General features: G+C 69.5%; 18 protein-coding genes. 10 read left to right on the top strand and 8 right to left on the bottom strand.

Annotated features, from left to right (window positions below):
* Positions 1–21: 21 nt before the first annotated feature.
* Positions 22–1,479, bottom strand: coding sequence for an ABC transporter substrate-binding protein (locus P2T62_RS20450; protein ID WP_276258866.1), 1,458 nt, complete (start codon positions 1,477–1,479; stop codon positions 22–24).
* A 129-nt stretch (positions 1,480–1,608) separates the two neighbouring features.
* A complete protein-coding gene (locus P2T62_RS20445; protein ID WP_276258865.1) occupies positions 1,609–2,313 on the bottom strand; it encodes an ABC transporter ATP-binding protein in 705 nt (234 codons plus the stop codon).
* Between the two features lie 108 nt (positions 2,314–2,421).
* On the opposite strand from P2T62_RS20445, the gene P2T62_RS20440 reads away from it, so the two are divergent.
* Positions 2,422–3,201: an SDR family NAD(P)-dependent oxidoreductase gene (locus P2T62_RS20440; RefSeq protein WP_276258864.1), complete on the top strand. Its 780-nt coding sequence runs from the start codon at positions 2,422–2,424 to the stop codon at positions 3,199–3,201.
* 42 nt (positions 3,202–3,243) lie between these two features.
* Here P2T62_RS20440 and P2T62_RS20435 read toward each other — a convergent pair whose 3' ends face one another.
* Positions 3,244–4,224, bottom strand: a complete 981-nt coding sequence (locus tag P2T62_RS20435; protein WP_276258863.1) for a D-2-hydroxyacid dehydrogenase — start codon at positions 4,222–4,224, stop codon at positions 3,244–3,246.
* 111 nt (positions 4,225–4,335) lie between these two features.
* On the opposite strand from P2T62_RS20435, the gene P2T62_RS20430 reads away from it, so the two are divergent.
* Positions 4,336–4,671 carry an EthD family reductase gene (locus tag P2T62_RS20430; RefSeq protein WP_276261647.1) on the top strand — a complete coding sequence of 112 codons (336 nt, stop codon included), beginning with the start codon at positions 4,336–4,338 and terminating at the stop codon, positions 4,669–4,671.
* On the top strand, positions 4,671–5,402 hold the full coding sequence (locus P2T62_RS20425; RefSeq protein WP_276258862.1) for an SDR family oxidoreductase: 732 nt from the start codon (positions 4,671–4,673) through the stop codon (positions 5,400–5,402). Before P2T62_RS20430 ends, P2T62_RS20425 begins: the two co-directional genes overlap by 1 nt.
* 32 nt (positions 5,403–5,434) lie before the next feature.
* Here P2T62_RS20425 and P2T62_RS20420 read toward each other — a convergent pair whose 3' ends face one another.
* Together P2T62_RS20420 and P2T62_RS20415 are read right to left on the bottom strand one after the other, a co-directional pair.
* Positions 5,435–5,647: a DUF7979 domain-containing protein gene (locus tag P2T62_RS20420; protein WP_276258861.1), complete on the bottom strand. Its 213-nt coding sequence runs from the start codon at positions 5,645–5,647 to the stop codon at positions 5,435–5,437.
* A gap of 824 nt (positions 5,648–6,471) precedes the next feature.
* Positions 6,472–7,149 (bottom strand): helix-turn-helix domain-containing protein, encoded by a 678-nt coding sequence (locus tag P2T62_RS20415; protein WP_276258860.1) that lies wholly within the window; start codon positions 7,147–7,149, stop codon positions 6,472–6,474.
* 85 nt (positions 7,150–7,234) lie between these two features.
* On the opposite strand from P2T62_RS20415, the gene P2T62_RS20410 reads away from it, so the two are divergent.
* Positions 7,235–7,969: a cupin domain-containing protein gene (locus P2T62_RS20410; protein ID WP_276258859.1), complete on the top strand. Its 735-nt coding sequence runs from the start codon at positions 7,235–7,237 to the stop codon at positions 7,967–7,969.
* Positions 7,970–8,451: 482 nt separating this feature from the next.
* Positions 8,452–8,916: a hypothetical protein gene (locus P2T62_RS20405; protein ID WP_276258858.1), complete on the top strand. Its 465-nt coding sequence runs from the start codon at positions 8,452–8,454 to the stop codon at positions 8,914–8,916.
* 1 nt (position 8,917) lies between these two features.
* Here P2T62_RS20405 and P2T62_RS20400 read toward each other — a convergent pair whose 3' ends face one another.
* Positions 8,918–11,104 carry an LUD domain-containing protein gene (locus tag P2T62_RS20400; protein ID WP_276261646.1) on the bottom strand — a complete coding sequence of 729 codons (2,187 nt, stop codon included), beginning with the start codon at positions 11,102–11,104 and terminating at the stop codon, positions 8,918–8,920.
* A gap of 110 nt (positions 11,105–11,214) precedes the next feature.
* Positions 11,215–11,733, bottom strand: a complete 519-nt coding sequence (locus P2T62_RS20395) for an LUD domain-containing protein (protein ID WP_276258857.1) — start codon at positions 11,731–11,733, stop codon at positions 11,215–11,217.
* 107 nt (positions 11,734–11,840) lie between these two features.
* Here P2T62_RS20395 and P2T62_RS20390 point away from each other — a divergent pair, with 107 nt between their 5' ends.
* The 3 genes from P2T62_RS20390 (at position 11,841) to P2T62_RS20380 (ending at position 17,959) form a co-directional block, all read left to right on the top strand.
* Positions 11,841–14,846, top strand: coding sequence for an FAD-binding and (Fe-S)-binding domain-containing protein (locus P2T62_RS20390; RefSeq protein WP_276258856.1), 3,006 nt, complete (start codon positions 11,841–11,843; stop codon positions 14,844–14,846).
* 190 nt (positions 14,847–15,036) lie between these two features.
* Entirely contained in the window at positions 15,037–15,744 is a 708-nt protein-coding gene (locus tag P2T62_RS20385; RefSeq protein WP_276258855.1) for a hypothetical protein, read from the top strand.
* A gap of 31 nt (positions 15,745–15,775) precedes the next feature.
* The gene (locus P2T62_RS20380; RefSeq protein WP_276258854.1) at positions 15,776–17,959 is read left to right on the top strand and encodes an amino acid permease; all 2,184 of its coding nucleotides are present in this window, start codon (positions 15,776–15,778) and stop codon (positions 17,957–17,959) included.
* Between the two features lie 48 nt (positions 17,960–18,007).
* Here P2T62_RS20380 and surE read toward each other — a convergent pair whose 3' ends face one another.
* On the bottom strand, positions 18,008–18,856 hold the full coding sequence (gene surE, locus P2T62_RS20375; RefSeq protein WP_276258853.1) for a 5'/3'-nucleotidase SurE: 849 nt from the start codon (positions 18,854–18,856) through the stop codon (positions 18,008–18,010).
* Between the two features lie 397 nt (positions 18,857–19,253).
* On the opposite strand from surE, the gene P2T62_RS20370 reads away from it, so the two are divergent.
* Both P2T62_RS20370 and P2T62_RS20365 read left to right on the top strand, forming a co-directional pair.
* Positions 19,254–19,706 carry a hypothetical protein gene (locus P2T62_RS20370; RefSeq protein WP_276258852.1) on the top strand — a complete coding sequence of 151 codons (453 nt, stop codon included), beginning with the start codon at positions 19,254–19,256 and terminating at the stop codon, positions 19,704–19,706.
* A gap of 21 nt (positions 19,707–19,727) precedes the next feature.
* Positions 19,728–20,936, top strand: coding sequence for a hypothetical protein (locus P2T62_RS20365; protein WP_276258851.1), 1,209 nt, complete (start codon positions 19,728–19,730; stop codon positions 20,934–20,936).
* Positions 20,937–20,971: the final 35 nt, after the last annotated feature.

Below are 20,971 nucleotides of genomic sequence, written 5' to 3'. Positions count from 1 at the left end.
GCTCGGCCGGGTGCGGTCGGGTCAGTAGTTGCCATCGGTGAGCGACTGGAGGTCTTCCGGCGGGATCGTGGCCACCTGCTGGTAGGTCTCCTGATCCGATGTCGGGTACTTGAACATGTTGACGTCGACGAGCACGTTGCCGAACTCGGTGAAGTCACACGTGCTGTAGTAGCCCTGGTAGTTGATGTCATCGCCGTCGTCCAGCGCCGCCTTCCCGTCGGCGAAACTGGTGACCTCGGTTCCCGGGGGCCGGCCGACGTGGCCGATGTTGCGCTCGATCTCCCGCCGGATCTCCTCGATGGAGGGGTCCGCGGGAAGGTTGCCCAGCGTTCCCGCGCGGTGGAGTGCGAGACAGGCGACGATGGCCGCGTCGTACGGCGGCAGCGTGAACTGCGGGTACCAGTCCGAGTCGGGGTACCGCTCCTCGAACTTGCCCTTGCCCTCCTGGTACAGCGGGTCGTCCGTCGCGGGGGTCCCCGCCATGGTGTAGATCTCCTTGTCCTGGAGCACCTCCTTCGTCTGGTCGATGAAGCTCTGGGGGCGGGCCCACTCCTGCAGGACCGCCGGCTTGTCACCGTACTCGGAGTTGCCCCACTGGCGCATGAACCCGATCCCGGTGTCGACGGTGGTCATGATCCAGACCGCGTCGATGTCGTCCCAGGGCATCCGGTCGAGTTCGGCCCCGTAGTTGGTCTTCCCCTCCTGGAACTGGATCTCCTCGGCGACGGTGCCGTCCTTCGACTCGAGGGCGTCGATGAACGCGTCGGCGGTCACCGCCTGGTCGGACGAGGCGCCGTGGAAGACGCCGAAGCGCGTCCAGCCCTTGGTCTCGACGGCCCACTGCGCGGCGCCGAGCTGCGTGAGGCTGTCGCCCACGATGGTCCGCCAGATCCAGTCGTGCTGGCTCAGGTCGTCCGGGTTCCCCCTGTCGCCACCGTACTGCCGGAGGTCCAGCCCGCCCGGCCAGCCGGTGACGACCGGGATCTCGTTGTCCTTGATCCACTCGCGGTGTGCGACGACCTCGTTGGTCGCGCTCCCGTAGATGAACGCCGCGTTGTCGCTGAAGACGCCCTTCGTCATCGCCTCCTTCCAGTTGGCGGGGTTGACCGCCGTGTCCTGGAAGTCGAAGGTGACGTCGGCCTCCAGTGGGCCGCCGGCCGCCTCGATCTCGTCGAGCGCGATCTGTGTCATCTTGTTCGCCGACGTGAACAGGTAGTTGAACGGCCCGGTCTGGTTGTCCGCGGCGACCACGTGGACCGAGTCGAGCGTCACTGCTCCCTCCCGCTGCTCGCCCGACCCGCCGTCACCGCCGTCGCCGCCGTCGCCGCCGCCACCACCGTCACCGCCACCACCACCGTCACCGCCGTCGCCGCCACCGTCGTTTCCTTCCTGGGAGACGCTGCACCCCGCTAGCGAGGCTGCGCCCATCGCGCTGAGTCCAGCAAGTACTGTTCGTCGGTTGATGCTATCGTCCGTCATGGTTTCCCGGAAGAACCGGCGAGTTCTGCAGTATTAATGTTTTGGGAGCCGTTTCCTTGTGGTTTATTTATAAATGGCTCTGGGGGAACCGCACGACGGCAGTCCGTTTGTCGGGCAACCGTGCCCCGGCTATCCGCCGAGGAACTCCTGGCGGACCTCCTCGTTCCCGAGCAGTTCGTCGGCGTCGTCGGTGAACCGGTTCCGGCCCTGCACCAGCACGTACCCCCGATCGCCACGCTCGAGCGCCTTCTTGGCGTTCTGTTCCACCATGAGGATCGCCGTCCCGGTGTCGTTGATGTACTCGATGCGCTGGAACGTCTCCTCGACGAGGTCCGGTGCGAGGCCGGCGGAGGGCTCGTCAAGCAGCAGGATGTCCGGGTCCAGCATCAGCGCCCGACCCATCGCGAGCATCTGGCGCTGCCCTCCCGAGAGCGACCCCGCCTTCTGGTTCCGGCGCTCGTCGAGGATGGGGAAGAGGTCGTAGATCTCCGCCAGCGTGTCCTCGGGCACCTCGTCGAGGATGTACGCCCCCATCCGGAGGTTCTCGGCCACCGTCAGCGGCGGGAAGACGTTGTCGTTCTGCGGGACGTAGCCGATCCCTCGGCGGATGATCTCCTTCGACCGGAGGTCCGTCATCGACTCCCCGCGGAGCGTGATCGTCCCGCCGGTGTGGTCGGCGAGACCGAAGACGGTCTTGATCAGCGTGCTCTTGCCCGCACCGTTCGGACCGACGATGACCACCCACTCCCCGTCCTCCACGTGGAGGTCGACCCCGTGGAGGACCTTCACATCCCCATATCCGGCCTCGAGACCGGAGATATCGAGCAACGACATACCATCTACCAGTCCCCCGGCTGTGTTAATAGTTGTCGATGGGCCGACCGAGGGATGCGTCCGGGGTGGACGAACGTTTATGTGCCTGTTTCGCGACAGCCACGTTGCATGACAACAGCCACCAACCTGGTCGCCGACCAGACAGTCGTCGTGACCGGCGGGGCGAGCGGTATCGGTCGTGGCGTGGCGCTCACGTTCGCCGAGCACGGCGCGGACGTGGTCGTCGCGGACATCCGGGAGACGCCACGCGAGGGCGGCACACCGACCGTCGAGCGGGTCCGCGAGGAGACCGACCGCGACGCCGCGTTCGTCGAGTGCGACGTGACGCTGGAGGGGGAGTTCGACCCCGTTCTGGAGGCCGCCGAGGAGTTCGGTGGCGTCGACACGCTCGTCAACAACGCCGCCATCGCCGACGCGGACGATTTCGACGTCACGACCGAACGGTTCGAGGAGTTCATGGCGGTGAACGTCCGCGGCTACTTCCTCGCCGCGCGTGCGGTGGCGACCCGGCTGGTGGAGGAGGGACGCGGCGGGACCATCATCAACGTCTCCAGTACGGAGGCGATGCGGACGCCCGCGGCCCGACCGGTGTATGCGGCCACGAGGGGTGCCGTCCGGAACCTCACGTTCGGCTTCGCCGGCCGGTTCGGCTCGGAGGGCATCCGGGTGAACGCGCTCTACCCCGGCCTCTTCAAGACCGCCATGACGACCGACGACATCCCGCTGCACGACAACATGGACGCCATCGCCCCCCGCATCCCGATGGGGCGTCACGGCGAACTCGACGAGGTGGGCGGGCCGGCCGTGTTCCTGGCCTCCGACCTCGCCTCGTACGTGACCGCTGCCGAACTCGTCGTCGACGGCGGCATCACCTACGTCTCGGGATGACACCGTTCGGGACTGCCGGTCCGGTGTTCCGATATGGCGTCCCTACTCCCGGGGGAGCACCTGGTTCCGGAGCCCGTCGTACGTCCCGGTCGACTCGACCCGCTCGACGTTCTCGACGACGATGTCGGCCAGCCGCTCCCAGTACTGCGGGGTGTCCCCGGCGCAGTGCGGGGTGAGCAGCACGTTCCCCAGGTCCCAGAGGGGGTGGTCGTTCGGGAGCGGCTCCGGATCGGTCACGTCGAGTGCGGCGCCGCGGAGTTGACTGAAGTTCCGGAGGGCTCCCAGGAGCGCCTCGGTGTCGACGACCGGTCCCCGCGCGACGTTGACCAGCACCGCGCTCGGCGGTAGCGTCCGGAGCTCCTCGGCGCCGACGAGCCCCCGGGTCGTCTCGGAGAGCGGGCAGGCGAGGACGAGGTAGTCGGTCCGGGCCAGCGCGTCGTGGAAGGGGTCGTTCCCGTACCCGACGACCTCGTCCGTGGGGCCACCCTTCTCGGGGGTGTGCCGGACGCCGATGGTGGGGACGCCGAACGGCGAGAGGCGGTCGACGATGGCCTCCCCGATGGCCCCGAGTCCGACCACCGTGACGGTCGACCCCTGCAGTTCGCCGAACGAGCGCTCGTGACGCCACTCGGCACGTTCCTGTCGTGCCCAGGCCCGGTGGAGGCCCCGGGCGAAGACGAGCAGCGACCCCAGCACGTGCTCGGCGATGTTCGGGCCGTGGACGCCGCTGGCGTTCGTGAGGGCGACGCCGGCCTCCGCCAGTCGCTCCAGCGGGAGGTGGTCGACGCCGGCCGCCCCGCAGGCGAACAGGCGTAGCGCTTCCGCGTGGTCGAGCAGCACGGGGTCGAACCGGATGCCGGTCGCGATGTCAGCGTCCGTGATCAGCTCGCGTTCCTCGTGTGGCGTCCGGGCCAGTTCGACGCTGTGGTCGGGGAGGCGGTCGCGTAGCAGCTGGTGGTACTCCTCGGCGGGGATGCCGTGTGGCTTGGCCCGCAGGACGACGATGGACGGTCGCTCAGGCATGCGACACCTCCCGTTCCCACCGGGTTAGTGTTTGCTCCGCCCCATTCGCCGCTTCTGTTCCGTCCTCGCCCCAACAATTATCAGGTGACGTGGTGATTGATAACATTGCAGATGCACAAACTAATAGCCGTCTGGTCAGCACCAGATCCGGAAGACGAAGAGGCATTCGAAGAGCACTACCAGAACGTGCACGCGCCGAAGGCGGCCGCCGTGCCGAATCTGCAGAAACTTGTTACCACACGGACATCGGAGGGGCTGGAGGATGCCGACCCGGCGTTCTATCGTGTCGCCGAGATGGTCTTCGAGACCCCGGAGGCCATGCACGAGGCCGAGGAGTCCGAGGAGTGGCAGGCCGTCCGTGAGGACGCCGGCGAGATGATCGAGCGGTTCGGCGTGACGATGGAGGTCGGCATCGGCGAGCGAACCGTCCACGAGGGAGACAACTGATGTCCGTCCTCGTCACGGGCGGGTCGAAGGGCATCGGTCGACGGATCGCGACTCGGCTTGCCGAGGACGGTGGTACCGCCTTCATCAACTATCACAGCGACGACGAGGCCGCCCAGGAGGCCGTCGCGGCCGTCGAGGAGGCGGGCGGGGAAGCCCATCTGGTCAAGGGCGACGTCTCCACGCCCGAGGGCGCACAGGCCGTGGTCGACCAGGTCGCCGAGGAGACCGACGAACTCGGGCAGGTGGTCCACTGTGCGGTCGACCCGTACTCGACCTCCGTCGTAGAGGCCGACTCCGAGCGGTTCACCGAGGCCGTCACGCTGAACGGCGTCGCGCTGCAGTACGTGGTCAGTGCCGCACTCCCGCTACTGGACGAGGGGAGCAGCGTCTTCTTCCTGTCCAGCCGCGGGAGCGACACGGTCGTCCCTGGGTACGCCGCCATCGGGACGGCCAAGGCGATGGGCGAGAGCATGATCCGCTACATGGCGAAGGAACTCGCCCCGAGGGGGGTCCGTGCGAACACGGTCGCCGCCGGGCCACTGGAGACCGACGCCATCCACTCGGTCCTCGACAACGCCGAGGAGCGACTCGAAGCCGCCGCGGAGGCGAATCCGAGCGGTCGTGGGCTGGAGTTCGACGATGTCACCGAGGCCGTCGCGTGGCTGGCATCGCCGGAGGCGGAGATGGTCAACGGTCAGCTCCTGTTCGTCGACGGCGGGCTGTACCTGTAGCGAGGTGGCCCCAGCAGCGATTCCCCGTTCTGTCAGCTGCGAGTGATGCAGTAGTAGTCCGTGAACTTCACGCAGTCCCCCTCCGACACCGACCCGTCAGTGGCGGACTCGTGTACCGTGCCGCCGTTCCCCTCGACCAGCGACGGGAACGCCTGCTTGAACCCCTCATCCAGCTCGTCGTAGTGGAACACCGAGGCCTCCTCGGGTACCGTCTCGACCTTCCGGACGTGAACGTCTCGTTCCATCGTGATATCTTCCGTCCGTGCGAACCCATATATGTGTTGTGATAGCGTACCACGGTTCGGCGTCACTATCACGACCGGAGCCTCACGACCGGAGAATCGGAGGCTCGGATCGCCCGAGATCGTGTAGCACCGTTCTACCAACTCGTGTATCGCAGGTTACGACGGGGTTGCTCTCTTCGACGGTGCCCAGGGCGGATGATTGATGTCTCGCGGACCCGGCCAGGAATCTATTGCTGGCCCCTCTGGCTCTCCGGTCGGAAGGTGACGTTCCGCACGGCTGGACGAGGACCTGCGGTTGCCGAAGGGGCAGTGATTGTATATAAGATAACTTATATTTTGTGGGAATTAACGGATTATCGTACTATTAGGTGATGAGGTGTCCAGAGCTCCGGGTGCGGGAAAGTGCGTCATGATAGCGGGTAAAAAGGGTTCAGTAACCGAATATCGGGTCTCCGAGTCGATATTCCAATTCCACTCTGGCTAAAAACCCACAAATATATAAAACAATGTATAAATAATTATTCTGGATAATATGTGGCAATATTGCTATATTATTTTATTTTTGTATGGTTATTGGAGTTATTGTCCATATTATTGGAGTCATTTTCCAAATGCTTCTCTTGGGTGAGTTGGGAATATGTAGGATAAATTTACATCTCAGAGATTTATAATCTTCTCGATGAGGGTGTTCGTCATCTCCCCCGGGCCAGCACAGTGCGGGTGCTCCACAGCAGAACGGGGACCGTCGGAGGTGTGCGCTGGAACCTGCGTTTGCTCCGAGCCTGAGGTTGGAACAGCGGAGTCGAGGCGCCGTCCTGGCCGTATCAGGGCGCGTGGCCCCGACGGATGCCGTCCAGTGCGGCCCGGACGAGCGCCGCCTCGGCCTTCTGGAGGTGCTCGGACGCCGTCGGTGGGGCACAGTCCAGCTCGGCGGCGATGTCGTCGTGGGTCGCGGTGCGGGGGCGGTCGTAGTACCCCAGTTCGAGCGCGGCCTCGAGGGCCTCGCGCTGGCGCTCGCTCAGCGACGCGAGGGGGTCCTCGGCCCCACCGCGGAACCGCCCGACCCGCTCGACCTGTACGTCCATCGCGTCCGGTGCGTCGGCGAGCGCACCCTGGAGTGCCGTGGCGGTGCCCACGACCCGGAACTGCATCCCGCCGTCGCGGTAGACGACGGGCTTGCGGACGACGAGTCCCCGCCGGGCCCTGGCCGTGCGGATGGCCTCGAACAGCGGGGACTCCAGCGGTCGGAGTTCGAGGAGGAGGTACGTCCACCGACCGGTCTCCGTGCGCTCGACCGCCTCGATGCTCGGCGCGTCCGGGGCGGCCGCCACGAACGGGTCGGTGTCGCCGTCGACGGCGAACAGCACCGTCTCGATGCCCTCCCCCGGCAGGTTCCACTCCAGCAGTCGCGCCTCGGCGATAGCTGCCGAGTCCGACAGCATCGTGTAGAACGGCGGCGCCCGCTCCTGGTCGACGTCCGCCGTGACCCGGAGGTGCTTCATGCCGACCGGTCGGGCCGTGGGTGGCTTAAACTACCCTCCCATGTCTCGCAGAAGCCCCTGGCCGATGCTGGTCGAAGTCGGGGCGATGGCTTCGACTGGTGCGGCCCGCTCCGTACTCCGGACCGGGCGTCCGCTCGACGAACAGGGCGAGCCCCGGGACGGCCCGGTGCTCGAACTCGAACGGGGGAGCGAGGCAACCGAACTGCTCCGCTCGGCCCCGCGGCCGCTGGCGTCGAACCCTGGGGCCGGGACGTGGGGAACGCTGCTCTCCCATCCCGACGCCGGGCGGACCGACGCCCCGGAACTGCTCCAGTGGCTGGGGCCGGACGCGGGCCAGCCGCCGGCCCACCGGCATCCGGCGCCGGAGCGGTTCGAGGTGCTCCGGGGGCGGTTGACCGTCGTCCGCGACGGCGAGGACCGCCGGCTCGATCCCGGCGACGCCATCACGGTCGCCCCCGGGGTCGAGCACACCTTCCGCAACGACACCGACGGGTTCGTCGCGTTCAGGGCCGAACTGCCGTCGATGCGGACCGTCCTGTCGCTGTACACCACCTGGGGACTCGACCACGAGGGCGCGTTCGCCGCCGACGGGGGGTTCGCCGAGCCGGACCCACTCCACGGGCTGGTCCTCAGCGAGGACGTGTACCCCGACACCACGGTGACGGCCGCCCCGGTCGCCCTCCAGCGACTGCTCTGGGCCACCGCCGGCCGCGTGGCACGGGCGCGCGGGTACTCGGGTATCGACCGCTCGTACCTCGAGGACGCGTTCTGGCGGCGCCACGTCGAGCAACCCTCGCTGGACCGCTCTGACCTCGGATAGCTGGCGTGGCCGCGCCGATGACCACACGACCCGTTCTCCGTGTGTTCCTGTCGCTGGCCCTGGAGATACAGAACGGGGGGACGCCTCCCAGCAGGGGGGAGTGGGAGGCGAGTTGGGGGGTGGGCCGGCACCTGCCGGCCCGGACACGGGATGTGGCTGCCGGGAACCGTCGGGGCGGCTGCCGGCAACGGGGTCGAGGGGCGCGGGGCTGGTAAAGGCGTCCGTGGCTCAAACTACTGTTTGACCGACGGGGAGGCACCACGCCACCGTCGCCTCCGGCCCCGCCAGCCGCCCCCACAGCTGCCGCCGATAGCCGGGCCGTACCTCCCGATGTCGAGCGCGGCCCGGTTCCTCGGGCGGGCCGTACCACACTGCACCACTCCGGCTGCGACGGCCGACCCGTCGACACGGACGATCTACCGCCGGCGTCCGGCCCAACATGTTGGGTAAACCCTCTCCCTCGGTCCGGACGGGTCTCTGGTATGACCGGGACGGAGCAGTCACGACGGATCGGCGGCAGTCTGACCACCCAGGCGTACCTGCTGTTCGGTCTGGCGACGGTGCTGGGCATGGCCCACCACGTCGACCACGTCATCCGCGGGAACCACGTCGGCTGGCCGGTCACGGCCAGCGTCAACCCGTTCACCTACAGCCTGGCCATCTACCCGCTGGTCGCGCTCGGGTTCGTGCTGGCGGTCACGGGCTGGGCGGGGGCCCGCTACTGGGCCGGGGTGATGACGTTCGGGGTCGGGATGCTGGTGTTCTTCCACCTGAGCCCCTGGGCCGTGGAGCCGCCGGGGGATGTCATCCTCCCGTACGCGAACCCGGTGTTCGGCTACCTGGCGTTCGCCATCCTGCTCGCGCTCATCGTGGTCGTGGCGGCCGGTGCGGGCTACTCGATACTGCTGTGGCGGCGGGCCACCGGGAGCGGGTCCGGGACGGCGTGACTCAGCCGTCCCCCGGGCCGTCGCCGGGCGCGATGACCTCGACCGGATGTGCCGGCTGTCGGGCCAGCAGCGAGTCGAGCTGGTCGAGACAGGAGGTGCCGCTGGCGACGACCCGACGGTCGGCTGTCCCGTCGGCCGTGAACTGGTCGGCGAGTCGCTCGCCGACGTCGACGCTCAGCTCGTAGTACTCGGACTTGTAGCCGAAGGAGCCGGCCATCCCGCAACACTCGACGTCGGAGGTGACCACGTCGTAGCCCAGGTCCTCCAGCACGGCGACCGTGTACGTCTCCAGGCCGAGCGTGCGCTGCTGGCAGTGGCTGTGGTAGGCCAGCCGGCCGGTCGACGCCGCGCCGGCGCCCCGGAGCGCGTCGAGGTCGGCCCCGTTGGCCGCCAGGCCGTAGAGGTACTCGAAGGGCTCGTAGCTGGCCTCGCTCAGCCCGCCGTCGTCGTCGACGAGGCGGTCGTAGTCGCCGCGGAACATCGCCAGGTCCGACGGCTCGACGACCACCACGTCCCGCCCGGCGTCGAGGTGGGGCGCCAGCCCGTCGACCACCGCCCGAGCCCGTGAAGCGGCTGTCTCTATCATCCCCTGTGAGAGCGCCGCGCGGCCGCTCCCGCCGACCGACGGTACCCGAACGTTGACCTCCAGCGCCTCCAGCGCCCGGACCGCCGCCTTCCCGCGTGCGGTGTCGATGTACTCCGTGTAGATGTCGGGGTAGAGCGCCACCTCGCGGGTGGCCGCGGCGGGCGGCACCTGCGCGCCCCCACGGCGCTCGAACCAGGTCGAGAACGACTCGCCCGCGAACGTCGGGAGGTCGCGCTCGGGCGTGATGCCGAGCCAGCGGTCCATCGCCCGCCGGACGGGGCCGCTGTCGGCGAGCCGGTTCGAGAGCGGGGCCGTCGCGCTCCCGAGGGCGGCGACGGTCCCGAAGTTGCCGAAGAAGCGCTCGCGCAGGCCGACACTCCCGGACTCGGCGTCCGGCGAGAGGCCGTCGACCAGCCAGTCGAAGCGCGACGGGTCGCCCGAGCGGTTGATGCGGTCGCGGACGACCGTGTTGATCCACGGGATGTCGATGCCGACGGGGCAGGCCTCCACGCAGCGCGAGCAGCCCGTGCAGAGGTCGTTGAACTCGGCGGCGACGTCCAGCCCCTCGACGCCGGCCTCCCAGCCCGTCGCGATGCCGCCGGAGTAGGTCTCGCCGCCGAAGGCGTGGCCGCCGACGGACTGGAAGTTGGCGCAGGTGTTCGAGCAGGCCGAACAGCGGATGCAGTACAGCGTCTCCCGCAGGTCGTCGTCCTCGCGCATCGCCATGCGGCCGTTGTCGACGAGGACGAGGTGGAACTCGCGGTCCGGGTCGGTCGCCGTGAGGGGACTCTCGGGGTCGTCGGCGTCCAGCGACGGGTACGACACCGGCGGCGTGAGCAGGGAGAGGTAGGAGGTGAGGTCCTGGCCGGTCCCCGAGCGGCCGATGAGTTCGACGAACGGCTGGAGGTCCTCGACGCTGGGGACCACCTTCTCGACCCCGGCGACCGCGATGTGGGTGTCGGTCGCGGCGACCGTCTTCCGGGCGTTGCCCTCGCTCGTCACGAGCGCGAGCGTCCCCGAGTCGGCCGTGATGAAGTTCGCCCCCGTCATCCCGACGTCGGCGGCCTCGATCTGCTCGCCGAGGCGCTCGCGGGCGAAGCGGGTCAGTTCCGCGGCGGTCTCCGGGGGCTCGTCCAGGTCGAACCGCTCGGCGAACAGCGCGGCGATCTCCTCGCGGGACTTGTGGATGGCCGGCGCGACGATGTGGCTCGGCGTCTCGTCGGCCAGCTGGAGCACCCACTCCCCGAGGTCCGTCTCCACCACGTCCGTCCCGGTGGCCTCGATGGCCTCGTTGACCTCGAGTTCCTCGCTGGTCATCGATTTGGACTTCACCACGCGCGATGCGTCCACGTCGTCGAGCACGTCGGCGATGTAGCGATTGGCGTCCGCCGCGTCGTCGGCGAGGTAGACGGTGCCGCCGTTGGCCCGGACCTGCTCGCGGAGCCGGTCGAGCAGCTCCGGCAGCCGCTCGATGGCCTCGGCCTTCGTCGCCCGGGCCTCGCGCTTGTACCGCTCGTAGTCCTCGAGGTCGGCGACGGCGTCGTAGCGCCCCTGGTTGAAGCCGCGCGTGTTCTCGCCGATGGCGTCGCCCTCGGTCGCCATGAGCCGGCGGATGCGGGCGGCCTTCTCGGCACGATTCAGCCCCGGCGCGTCCGTCTCGCCCGTGTCTCCCCGACGCTTCGCGTCCGTCGGGTCGGTCCCGTGGTCCAGGCTCATCGGTCGGTCAGGAGCACGACGTGGACGGTCTCGGGCCCGTGCGCGCCGCGGACGAGCGCGCCCATGTCGGCGGTCGCGCTCGGCCCCGTGGCGACGATGGCGTCGGCGTCCTCCTCGCGGAAGACGGGGCCGAGCGTCTCCAGCGCGGCCGCCATGTCGGGTCGGACGTCGCTGGCCCCCAGCACCGCGACGTGGTGGTCGACGAAGAGGCTCGCCGCCTCGGTCAGCGGCGCCTCGTCCGTCCGGAGGACGACGCTCCCGTAGTCGGCGATGCCGAGCGCGGCGCCGGTGACGCCCGTCCGCGCCGCCCGCAGGTCCTCGAGCGACGGGTCCATCTCGACGTCGACCTCGCTCGCGTCGAGCGAGACCCCCTCGTGGGGCAGTGCGGCGCCGACGGCGGGCGGCTCGACGACCTTCGTGAGGACCGTCGGCCACTCGGCGGCCGTAGCCCTGGTCCACCCGACGTCGAGGTCCGCTAGCGCGTCGGTGAATCGTCCCGTGTCACTCGCTGCCATACGTCGTCGCTCGGCTGGCACGCGCTTGTAGGTTCCGTCCGGCGGAACCGCCGGACGGGGTCGCCGCGGACGCAGTGTTTAACGTACCGGCAGTAACAGGCTAGCGCATGGCAATCGACCCCGCGGACCCCGGGGCCTCGGTCGACGCACTGGGACACGACCATCCGGATGTCGCCGAGTACGCCGCCGTGGCTGCCGACCTGCGGGCGAACGTCTCGGGCGACGTGCGGTTCGACGAGTACGCCCAGGTGCTGTACGCGACCGACGGGAGCATCTACCAGGCCCGCCCCGCGGGCGTCGTCTTCCCGACGGACGTGGCGGACGTGCAGGCCGCCGTCGATGTCGCCCGCGAGCACGACGTCCCGGTCATGCCCCGCGGGACCGGCTCCTCGCTGGCGGGGCAGGCGGTCGGCCCCGGCTGCATCGTCCTCGACGTGAGCCGGCACATGGACGACGTGCTCGAGATCGACCCCGAGGCCCAGGAGGCGACCATCCAGCCCGGCGTCGTGCAGGACCACCTCGACGCCCAGCTCGCGGAGTACGGCCTGAAGTTCGCTCCCGACCCGGCCTCCTCGAACCGCGCGACGGTCGGCGGCGGCATCGGGAACAACTCCACCGGTGCCCACTCGGTCCGGTACGGCATCACCGACGCCTACACGGAGGCGGTGACGGCGGTCCTCTCTGACGGCTCGCTCATCCACGCCCGCGAGGTCGTCCTCGACAGCGACGAATGGGACGACATCGTCTCGAAGGACGACCGCGAGGCCGAGATCTACGAGACGGTCCGCGCGCTCGTCGAGGAGCACGAGGCCGACATCGAGGCGAAGTATCCGGACCTGAAGCGCCGGGTCACGGGCTACAACCTCGACCGCGTCGTCTACGAGAACGACGACGGCGACGAGGTGATCAACCTCGCGAAACTGTTCGTCGGGAGCGAGGGGTCGCTGGGCGTCCTCGTGGAGGCGACGCTCTCGCTGGTGACGGTGCCCGAAGAGACGGCGCTGGCGCTGTACTGCTTCGAGAGCCTGGACGCGGCGCTCCGGGCGGTGCCCCAGGCCCTGGACTTCGACCCGAGCGCGGTCGAGCTGATGGACGACGAGGTGTTCCGGATGGCCGCCGAGTCCGACGGCTACGCCGAGTACGTCGAGCCCATCCCCGAGGGGACGGCGGCCGCGCTGATGGTCGAGTACGACTCGGAGCTCCACGACGACTTCGAGGCCGCCATCGGCGCCACGAACGAGCACTTCGTCGACGAGGGGGACGCCTTCGACGTCGTCGAGGCGTACACCGACGAGGCCCAGGCCGACATCTGGAAGCTCCGGAAGGCCGCCATCCCGCTCCTCATGTCCCTGCAGGGCGACCCGAAGCCGTACCCGTTCATCGAGGACGCCACCGTCCCGCCCGCCGAACTCGCGGCGTACGTGGAGAAGTTCGAGGAGGTGCTCGAGAACCACGACACCTCGGCGGCGTACTTCGCCCACGCCGGGAGCGGGACGCTCCACATCCGGCCCATCCTCAACCTCAAGGAGGAAGGCGGCGTCGAGGCGCTGCACTCCATCACCGACGACGTGACCGACCTCGTCCTCGAACACCACGGCGCCTTCTCCGGCGAGCACGGCGACGGGATGGCCCGCACCGAGTTCACGCCGAAGATGTACGGGCCGGACCTCTGGCGGGCGTTCAAGGAGGTGAAGACGGCGTTCGACCCGGACTGGCTCATGCACCCGGGGAACGTCGTCTACCGGGACGGTCCCGAGGACGTGGGGCCCGACTCCGAGCGCGGCGTCGGCGCCGACAACCGCGAGCACCTGCGCTACGGCCCGGCGTACCAGTCCGTCGAGCCGCAGACGGAGCTGGACTTCGCGGACGAGGGCGGGTTCTCGCACCTCGTCGAGCTCTGCAACGGCTGTGGCACCTGCCGGCAGACCGACACGGACGTGATGTGCCCGACCTGGCGCGCCTCGAAGGAGGAGATCCAGACGACCCGGGGCCGGGCGAACATGCTCCGCGCGGGCATCTCCGGCGAGATCTCGGAGGACGAGCTGTACAGCGAGCGGTTCCAGGAGGAGGTGCTGGACCTCTGTGTCGGCTGCAAGGGCTGTGCCAGCGACTGCCCGACCGGCGTCGACATGGCGAAGCTGAAGACGGAGGTGAAACACGAGTACCACCAGCGCGAGGGGGTCGGCCTCCGCGAGCGCCTGTTCGGCAACGTACACCGCGTCTCCGCGGTCGGGAGCGCGCTCGCGCCGCTGTCGAACTGGGCGCAGTCGCTGCCCGGCGCCGACTGGCTCGGCGAGCGCCTGCTCGATATCGCGCCCGAGCGCGACCTGCCCCACTTCGAGCGCGAGACGCTCGTCGACTGGTTCGAGTCCCGTGGGCCCCGCGTCTCCGCGGCCGAGGCCGACCGAACGGTCGTCCTCTACCCGGACACGTACACGAACTACAGCTACACGGCACCGGGGAAGGCCGCCGTCCGCGTCCTCGAAGCGGCGGGCGTCCACGTGCAGGTGCCGGGCGACCTCGGGCCGACCGGCCGTCCGGCGTTCTCGCAGGGGCTGCTCGACGAGACCCGCGAGCGGGCCCGCGACACCGTCGACGCGCTCGCGCCCCGCGTCGACGACGGCTGGGAGGTCGTCTTCGTCGAGCCCTCGGACGCGGTGATGCTGCAGGACGAGTACCTCGACCTCTTCCCGGACGACGAGGCCGCCCACCGGCTGGCCGGGAGCTCGTACGCCGTCTGCGAGTACCTCGACGTCCACCGGCTGGACGAGGCCGTCGACTGGGCCGCCCCCGACGAGGCGCTCACCTACCACGGCCACTGCAACCAGGAGGCCGTCGGGACCGACCACCACGCCGTCGGCGTGCTCCGGCGGGCGGGCTACGCGGTCGACCCGCTGGACTCGACCTGCTGCGGGATGGCCGGCTCCTTCGGCTACGAGGCCGAGCACTACGAGGTCTCGAAGGCCATCGGCCGCATCCTCTACGGCCAGGTCGACGACAGCGACGGCGACACCGTGGTCGCACCGGGGGCGTCCTGCCGGACGCAACTGGACGACCACGTCGACGACCCGCCCCACCCGGTGGAGATGCTCGGCGCGGCGCTGGCCGAGTAGGGTCCCGGCCTCGCGCTCCCCATCGTCGACCGGGCGCGCGAGGCGCTCGGTGACGGCGCGCCGACACACGTCGCCCGCCCCACCGCTATCGACCCGCCGGAACCGGAGGGCTCGGTCGTCCCCGGTGGTCGGAGCCGCCAGTCCCCCCCGCGAAGGATTGAAACGACCTGCCGTGGATGGTGAGGCAATCATGGTCCGTACCGGTGACCTGACGATCCTCGTCCCGTTCGACGTCTCGGATGCGGAGCCCCCCGCCCTCGACGTCCTCGACGACCTCGGTGCCGTCGAGGTGGTCCTGCTCGGCTACTTCCCGGTCCCGGACCAGGCCGAACCGGCACTGCTCAGGGACCAGTACGGCTCCGAGGCGGCAGCCCGGCTGGACGCCGTCGCCGACGAACGTGGCGCTCACGCCGAGATGCTCGTCTTCACGCACGACCGCGAGGCCACCATCGACCGGATCGCCGACGAGTACGACTGCGACGCGGTGCTGACGGCGGGTAATTCGGCGGGCGTCGAGCGCGTCCTCGTCCCGCTCCGGGGGGACGTGAACCTCGACCGCATCCTCGGGGTCGTCGCCGACCTGTTGCTGGCGGGTGAGGAGACCGCCACCCTCTTCCACTCCGTCCCGGAGGACGTGGACCCGAGCCAGGGGGAACTCCTCCTCATGGGGGCCGTCGACCGGCTGGTCGAGTACGGGGTCGACCGCGACCGGGTCGACTGGCGGCTCGCGGAGGGTGGGGACCCCCAGTCCGACATCGCCGACCTCGCCGCGGAGTACGACCTCGTCGTCCTCGGCGAGACCGAGCCCTCGCTCGCGGAACGCATCATCGGGACCGTCCTCGTCGGCATCGTCGACGCGCTCGAGGTCCCGGCGCTCATCGTGAGGGACGTCGAATGAGTCCCCGGGCCACGCGAGCGCGGAGGAGCCGATGAGCGCCGAGGGTGGCGAACTCGAGCGGACGCTCGGCTTCGTCGAGGCGATGACGCTCGGCGGCGGGACGATGATCGGTGCGGGGATATTCATCCTCCCGGGCATCGCCGCCGAGACGGCCGGACCCGCGAGTTCGGTCTCCTACGCCATCGCGGGCTTCGTCGCGCTGCTCGCGGCGCTCTCGCTCTCGGAACTGGCGACCGGGATGCCCATCGCCGGCGGCAGCTACCACTACGTCAACCGCGCGCTCGGCGGGCTCTTCGGGGCCGTCGTCGGCTGGGGGATGTGGACCGGGCTGATGTTCGCGAGTGCCTTCTACATGATCGGCTTCGGACAGTACCTCGTCGAGCCGCTCCCCTTCCTCGACGGACGGGCCGTCATCGTCGGCATCGGGCTCGTCGGGCTGGCCCTGCTGCTGGGGGTCAACTACTACGGGACCGAGGAGTCCAGCGCCTTCCAGAACGTCACCATCGGAACCGAGACGGCCATCATCCTCGTCTTCGTCGCCGTCGGCCTCTTCTTCATCGACCCCGGGAACCTCGAGCCGTTCGCCCCCTTCGGCGCCGGCGGGGTCGTCGCCACGACCGGCATCGTCTTCATCTCCTTCCTCGGCTTCGAGATCATCGCCACCGTCGCTGGCGAGATCAAGAACCCCAGTCGCATCATCCCGCTGTCGATGATCCTCTCGGTGGTGCTGGTGACCATCCTCTACGTGCTGGTCATGCTCGTCAGCACCGGCGTCATCCCCTTCGAGTCGCTCGGGGAGTCCCCCATCCCGGTCTCGGACGTGGCCGTCGTCTACCTGGGGCCGCTGGGGGTGATTGCCATCGTCTTCGCCGCCATCATCGCGGCCATCTCGAGTTCGAACTCCTCCATCCTCGCCGCCTCGCGGGTCATCTACGCCATGGGCCGGGACGGGATCGTGACCGACTGGCTCAACGCGAGCCACCCGCGGTTCTATACGCCACACCGGGCCATCGCCGCCACCGGCGGCGTGACGGCGCTGCTCATCCTCGCCGGGCTCGGCGTGGAGACGATCATCGCGCTGCTGGCGGAGGCGGCGAGCTTCAGCTTCCTCGTCTCCTACTCGCTCGTTCAGGTCTCGCTGGTCGTGTTCCGGCGGGCCGACCCGGACGACTACGACCCATCGTTCGCGCTCCCGTGGCCCGTCTACCCGGTCGTGCCGATCCTGGGTGTGCTCCTCTCGCTGCTGGTCGTCTCGCAGATGGCGACCGTCGTCGTCGTCATCGGCTCCGGCATCGTCGCCTTCGGCGTCGTCTGGTACGCGGTCTACGCGCGGGGCCGTGTCGTGAGCGAGGGGCTCCTCCGCGAGGCGATCCGGGGTGAGCCGGCCGAGCCGTTCCGCGTGGTCGTTCCCGTGGCGAACCCGGGCACCCAGCGGGGCCTCCTCCGGCTCGCGGCGGCGAGCGCACACGCCAACGAGGACCGGGGAACGCCCGAACTCGTCGCCGTCAACGTCACGCCGGTCGCCCACCCCTCGCCGCTCCAGAACGTCGAGGCCGACCGCGCCGACCACCAGCGCGACCTCCTCGAGAACGCGCACGACATCGCGACGGAGATGGACGTCACCCTCCGGACCAGGGCGGTGGTCGCACCGGACGTCGGTGAGGCGATCCTTGACGTGATCGAGGACGAGGCGGCCGACGAGGTCATCCTCGGCTGGGACGGGACGCTCGACTGGGACGGCCACGTCTTCGGCACGACGGTCGACCCGGTGGTCCGGGACGCCCCCTGTGACGTCTCGCTCGTCGACCTCCGGACCGAGACCGTCGGGACGCCGGTGGCGCTCGTCGCGCCGGGCCCCAACGCCCCGGTCGTCGCACACCAGGCGGTCGAGTTCGCGACCGTCGACGGGACCGTCCCGACCCTGCTGAACGTCCAGTCCCCCCGGAGCGAGAGCGACGCGGACGCCGAGGCACGGGGGCAAGCAGTCGTCACCGATGCCGCCGAGGCGGCGGGCCTCGACCCCGACGAGTACGACGTCCGGGTCGTCGTCGACGACGACGTCGGGCGGGCGGTCGTCGAGGCGACCGGCCAGTACGACACCGTCTGTGTCGGGCTCTCGGGGCGGCCCGGAGGGTCCGGAATCCGCTTCGGAACGGTCACCGAACGCGTCGTGCACGACAGCCCCGGCAACGTCGCCCTGATACGCGGCTCGTGAGCAGGCCACGGGTCCTCGTCTCCGGGCGTCGGCTCCGCGCCGGGCGCCTCACCTCCCGAGCGCCGCCACGTCCGCGAACACCTCGTCCAGCCGGTCGAACACGCTCGCGTCGATGCCGTGCCGGGGGAGCGTCAGCGGCGAGATGCTGACCCGGTCCTCGAGCAGCGCCCGCCGGTCGGTCCCCTCGTCGTCGGGGATGTCGCCCTCGGCCATCCCGGCGTGGAGCGGGTTGTGGAGCGCGAAGCGCCCGTCTGCGAGGTCGGCGTGCATGTCGTACTGCGGTGTCGGCCGGGTGACGGCGACGCCCGCGAGGTCGCGGTCCGGCCGCGGGACGTTGACGTTGAGGTAGTCCGTGTCGGTGAAGGCGTCCCGGTCGAGCGCCCGTTCGACGACCGCGCGGCCGACCCGGGCGGCCCGCTCGAAGTCCGACGGCGCGAGTCCGTCCCTGTCCAGCCCGATGACGTCCATCGAGACCGCCACTCCCGGCACGCCGAGCGAGGCGGCCTCGACCGCGGCACTGGCGGTGCCCGACCGCGGGAGGACGTGGACGCCGAGGTTCGCCCCGGCGTTGCAGCCCGCGACCACGATGTCGGGCTCGAACGCGCCGATGCCGAGGATGACGCAGTCGCAGGGGGTGCCGTGGACGGCGTAGCCCAGCTCGTGTTCCTCGTGCGGGATGTGGACGGTGAACGGGTCCTCGGGGTCCTCGCCCAGCCCGAGGTCGCCGTCGTTCCCGCCGTCGGGCCCCATCCGACCGTAGGAGAGGCCCCGGCCGACGGCGCTCTGGTTGCTGGCGGGGGCCACGACGGTCACCTCACCGAGTGCGTCGAGTGCGTCGGCCAGCGCCCGGAGGCCGGGGGCGTCGATGCCGTCGTCGTTCGTGAGCAGGACGTTCATCGTGGCCCCGTGCCGGGCTGGCGGCCCGTGGGTGTTCGGCGGCGTGTCATCGGTTCGACCTCCCCGCCGGACGGGTATAAATCGAGGTGGCGTCGCGTGGTGTCGGTCTCCTGTCGGTCGCTGCTCCGGGGTGGGAGGTCCCGTGCCAGCCGGCCACCGGCCCCTCCGTCCAGCCGTGGCGAACGGCTCGTCACCACTTCCATCCATGTTCTCATCAGATAATTACTACTTTACCTTGGGATACTTACGCATGCTCCTGCTCGGTACACTGGAACCTCTTGTGCACACCGCGGTTGGGGTGTGTCGTTCGGGGGAGACGAGCTATGACCCACAACACCGGCTGTACGGCCGTCCCGGGGGGACCGCGGCGGCCGCAGCGACGGAGGTATCGAGGCGGATGACTGACCGGGACGGCCCACGCCGACGTGAACTGCTCGCCGGCGTGAGCGCGACGATGGCGGTCGGCACTGCTGGCTGCTCCTTCCTCTCGGGGGGTGGTGACGGTGGTGATGGTGACGGCAGTGACGGTGGTGACGACACGCCGACGCCGACCTCGTTCGGTTACGGCGGCTCTCCCACCGCCACGGCGACGGCGACAGCGACCGCCACGGCGACGGCGACAGACACGATGACGCCCGGTGACACGGAGACTGCGACGGACGGGCCGGAGACAGCGACGGACACGCCCGGCGGCCAGTCGTCGCAGACGGCCACCGATACACCGACCGACACGGCCACGGCGACCGACACACCCTCGTCCGGGTCCACGGCGACCGACACGCCGGTCCCCGAGGACGACTACGGCGAGCAGGCCTACGGCCAGTACGGCTACGGGGGCGTCGCCCCGTGACGCGACGAGGAGACTGATACCATGCCCGAGACACCAAATCACGGCTACAACGTTCCGGACGAAGGCGAACAGAACTGGCACGAGCCGCTGAACGAGAACTTCGAGCAGTACGACACGGACATCGAGATCCGCGACGAGCGCTCGAACCTCACCGATTACGAGCCGAAGGCGGACGCGAAGTTCCTCGCCATCGACACCGGGAGGATATTCATCGGCGACGGCTCGCAGTGGCTCGCTATGCCCGCTACCGGGTCGAACCCGGTGCTCCAGCGACTGGTGGTCGAGGACGAACTACGGGTCGAGGGGGAGGACGACCGGCAACTGGTGGAGGTGGTGAACACCAACACCGACGACATCACGTCCCACGGCCTCCGTGGCATCAGTCGGTCCACCGGTCCGGCCTCGTTCGGGGTCGTCGGGAGATCGGAGGCAGACAGTGGCTTCACGTTCGGTCTCGGCGGGCTCTCGGACTCCTCCGAGGGCGGTGGCGTCTACGGATACACCAACACCGAGAACGGGTACGGCATCTACGGACGGGCTGCGGGGGCCGGCCTCGGGCTGTACAGTGACGGCCCGGCGACGGTCGACGGCCACCTCCGGGTCGGCGGGCAGAACAACTGGAACGTCGACAGCAACGACGGCGACTTCGAGATCGGCGACGACGACTACCGACTCGTGATGGGCGTCGCGCTCGGGGGCGGTGGCGCGGGCGCGTGCAACATCCGTGCGAAGGGCGGTATCGAGCAGCTCCAGCTCGGGGCCGGAACGGACGGGCACACGCTCCGCATCCAGCCCGACACGGCCTCGGTGAATGGCGACCTGGACGTGAGCGGGAACAAGAACTTCGTCCAGTCGGTCGACACCGACGACGGCGAGCGGGAGGTCGTCTACACCGCGACGGAGGCGGGGACGCCCCACACCGAGGCCTCGGGCGTCGCCGAACTCGACGACGGCCGCGTCGAGATCACGCTGCCCGAGCACTTCGCGTGGGTGACGAGCGACGAGGACCCGCTCCACGTCCAGACCACGCCGTACGCGGTCGAGTCGAACGGGCTGGCGGTCGTGGGGCGGTCCCGGGAACGGCTCGTCGTCGCGGACCGCGAGGGCGAGGGTGACTACGAGTTCGCCTACACCGTCAAGGGGACCCGCGATGGTCACGAGGACAAGCAGGTCGTCCGCGAGCCGGCGGCCGGGGCGTCGACCGGCGGCCCGACACCGGCGGACGACTAGTTCGTGGTGGTTCATCGCTCGGCGTTCGCGGCCCG

Source organism: Haloglomus litoreum, assembly GCF_029338515.1.
Taxonomy (GTDB): domain Archaea; phylum Halobacteriota; class Halobacteria; order Halobacteriales; family Haloarculaceae; genus Haloglomus; species Haloglomus litoreum.
This window is presented reverse-complemented; position numbering and strand designations above follow the sequence as displayed.